Raw genomic sequence first — 3,212 nt, 5'->3', positions numbered from 1 at the left:
GGACGCGCGCGGCCGATGGAGACAAGTCGCCTCGGAATCGCAGTTACGGCGCTTGCGTTGGTGCTGATGCCGGTGCTGGCGTGGATGAAGAGGAGACAGGCCCGGCGAATGAACAATCGTGCGCTGGCGGCGGATGCGACGCAGTCTGCGACGTGTGCCTACCTTGCGGCGGTGACGCTGGCGGGGTTGGCAATTTATGCCGTGTGGCAGATTCGTTGGGTTGATACGGTGGCGGCGCTGGTCGCGGTCCCGTTGCTGATTGTGGAGGCGCGGCGCGCATGGCGCGGTGAAGGCTGCGGTTGCGGTTGAATGCGACTATTTCGCTGAAGGCAGGGGAAGTCGGGGCTGTAAGATGTTGCCTATCCTGCAGTCGATTCCCGGAGGGTCCTGATGCGTGCCTTGCGCCTGCCTTGGTTGGCTTGCCTTGTTGTAAACCTGATCGCAATTGGAGTGGTTGTTGAACCAGCCGGAGCACGCGGGGCCACAAAACCGCATATCTTTCAGCATCCCGCGTTGAGCAGAGATTTGATTGCGTTTGGATATGCGGGGGATTTGTGGACGGTGCCGCGTGCGGGTGGAGTGGCAACGCGGTTGACCACGGGGGTTGGCATCGAAACCGATCCGGTGTTCTCGCCCGACGGCAGCACGATTGCATTCACAGGCTCCTACGACGGCAACACCGATGTGTTCACGATTCCGGCGGCAGGGGGTGTGCCGTTTCGAGTGACCTATCATCCGGCGGCAGATTTCGCGGTGGCGTGGACGCCGGATGGGAAGAACATTGTGTTCCGGTCGACGCGAATTTCGCAGAGCCGCTACACACAACTCTACGAAGTGCCGGCAAAGGGTGGGATTGCGAAGCCGCTGCCATTGCCGATGGCGTACCAGGGTCAGTTCTCGCCAGACAGCAAGGAGATTGCGTACTCGCCGTTGCCGCCGGCGTATGGCTTCGATTACATGTCCTACGTGGCGTGGGGCAATTATCACGGCGGACGCGCGAGCACGATCTGGATCACAACGCTGCCGGGGCTGGAATCGGTCGAGATTCCGCATGAGGTGTCTTCGGACTTTTCCCCGGTGTATGCGGGAGGGAAGGTCTTCTTTCTTTCCAGCCGGAAGGGGAAAGCGACGATTTACAAATACGATCCTGCGGCGAAGTCGGTGACGCAGGCGCTCGCCAATGATGGGCCGGATATTCGCTCTCTGCATGGCGAAGGCGACACGCTGGTGTATGACCGCCTCGGCGAGATTTATCTCTACGACACGAAGTCGGGGACCAGCAAGCTGGTGCCGATCGAGATCGAAGCAGATCTGCCGGAGGTGCGGCCTCGCATTGACAGCGTGGGAGACGAACTGGAGAATGCTTCGATTTCTCCGACAGGTGTGCGTGCGGTGATTGAGGCGCATGGGGATATTTTTACAGTCGCCGCGAAGCACGGGCCGACGCGCGACATTACGAATACTCCAGGGGTGATGGAGCGGGAGCCTGCATGGTCGCCGGACGGGCAGTCGATTGCATACTTCTCGGATGAGTCGGGAATGTATGCGCTGCATGTGGCGCCGCAGACGGGCGATGCGGTGGCCGGCGCGGCTGCGGTAAAGAAGTTCGCGCTGGCAGCGGAGCCGGCCTATTACTTTGGCCCGAAGTGGTCGCCGGATTCGAAGAAGATTGCTTTTTACGACAACCGGCTGAGCACGTACGTGCTCGACACGACGACGGGCAAACTTACGACGGTGAACGACAAGAATGTGTATGGCGGATTTTCGAGCAACACATTTGAATTTGCATGGTCGCCGGACTCGAAGTGGATCGCGTATCCGCGGTCGATGGCGAATCATCTGCACGCAATCTTCTTGTACTCGGTGGATTCGGGGCAGTCGACGCAGGTGACGAGCGCGATGGGGGATTCCCGCGAGCCGGCATTCGATCGCGACGGAAAGTATCTCTACTTCCTCACCAGCACGAATGAGGGTGCGACGTCGGACGGGCTCGATATGACGAGCGATCTTTACCAGGTTACGTCGAACATTTACGCACTGACACTGGCTGCGGATACGGCCTCGCCGGTTGCGCCGGAACTGGATGATGAGAAGGCTCCGGCGGAGGAGAAAGCGGAAGGCAAGAAGAGCGACGACAAAGGTGGCGATGCCAAGGAAGCCAGCGGAGACGAGAAGAGTCATCCCAAGCCTGCGCCGAAGCCGGTGAAGGTGGACCTGGATGGAATCGAAAAGCGTATTGTGGCGATGCCGCTGCCTGCGAGTGTGTACACGGGAATTACTGGAGGGCTGAAGGGGAGCGTGTACTTCACCGAGATCGTCGCGTCGGGTCGGTTTGCGGATCGCGGCGCAACGTTGAGCCGCTGGACTCCGGAAGAGCGCAAGACGGAAAAGCTGGCTGAGCACGTGGAGGCGTTCGAACTATCCGCGAATGGCGAGAAGATGCTGCTGGCGTTGGGGCATCCGCGGCCGGAAGGTGGCGAAATGCCTCCGGGAGGTGGCAAGCCGACGTGGGTGATTGTGCCGGCAAATGTTCCGGTGAAGGCGGGCGAGGGCGCACTGTCGTTTGGCGATGTGAAGATGCGCGTGGAGCCGCATGCCGAGTGGGCGCAGATGTACCACGAGGTGTGGCGGATCGAGCGCGCGTTTTTCTACGATTCGAATTTCCACGGGACGAACACCGTTGCGGACGAGAAGAAGTATGAGCCGTACGTGGAGTCGATCGCGTCGCGCGCAGATTTGAACTACATTTTCCAGGAAATGCTGAGCGCTTTTTCAGTAGGGCACTTGCGCGGGAATGGCGGACAGATTCCAGATGCGAAGAAGGTGCCTGGCGGGCTGCTGGGCGCAGACTACGAGATCAAGAACAATCGCTACTGCATCGCGAAGATTTACACGGGTGGGGATTTCAACCCGCGGGAGAAGGCTCCGCTGGCGCAGCCCGGATTGAATGTGAAGGTGGGCGACTGCATTCTCGACATCAACGGCCAGGAACTGACGGCTGATGTCGATATCCAGCAGCCGCTCGAGGGAACCGCAGGCAAGGTGATCAGCTTGCGAATCGGTGATGCGGAGGGGAAGACGCCGCGCGATATTTCGGTGACTCCGATTGCGAGCGAAGCGGCGATGCGCAATGTCGATTGGATCGAGAGCAACCAGAAGAAGGTAGATCAGCTTTCGGGCGGCAAGCTTGCGTATGTATATCTGCCGGACAC

The 3,212-nt window shown here is 59.8% G+C and carries 2 protein-coding genes; both read left to right on the top strand.

Annotated elements, in window-relative coordinates:
• Positions 1-309 (top strand): cation efflux transmembrane domain-containing protein (locus WA354_RS09340; protein WP_472812738.1); only part of this gene is annotated, 309 nt, incomplete at its 5' end.
• An 81-nt stretch (positions 310-390) separates the two neighbouring features.
• A partial coding sequence (locus WA354_RS09335; protein WP_472812737.1) for a S41 family peptidase occupies positions 391-3,212 on the top strand: 2,822 nt, incomplete at its 3' end.

This window comes from Occallatibacter sp. (assembly GCF_049802275.1).
In the GTDB taxonomy this organism is placed as follows: domain Bacteria; phylum Acidobacteriota; class Terriglobia; order Terriglobales; family Acidobacteriaceae; genus Telmatobacter.
The sequence above is the reverse complement of the archived record's forward strand: the minus strand, read 5'-3'. Positions and strand labels throughout refer to the sequence as shown.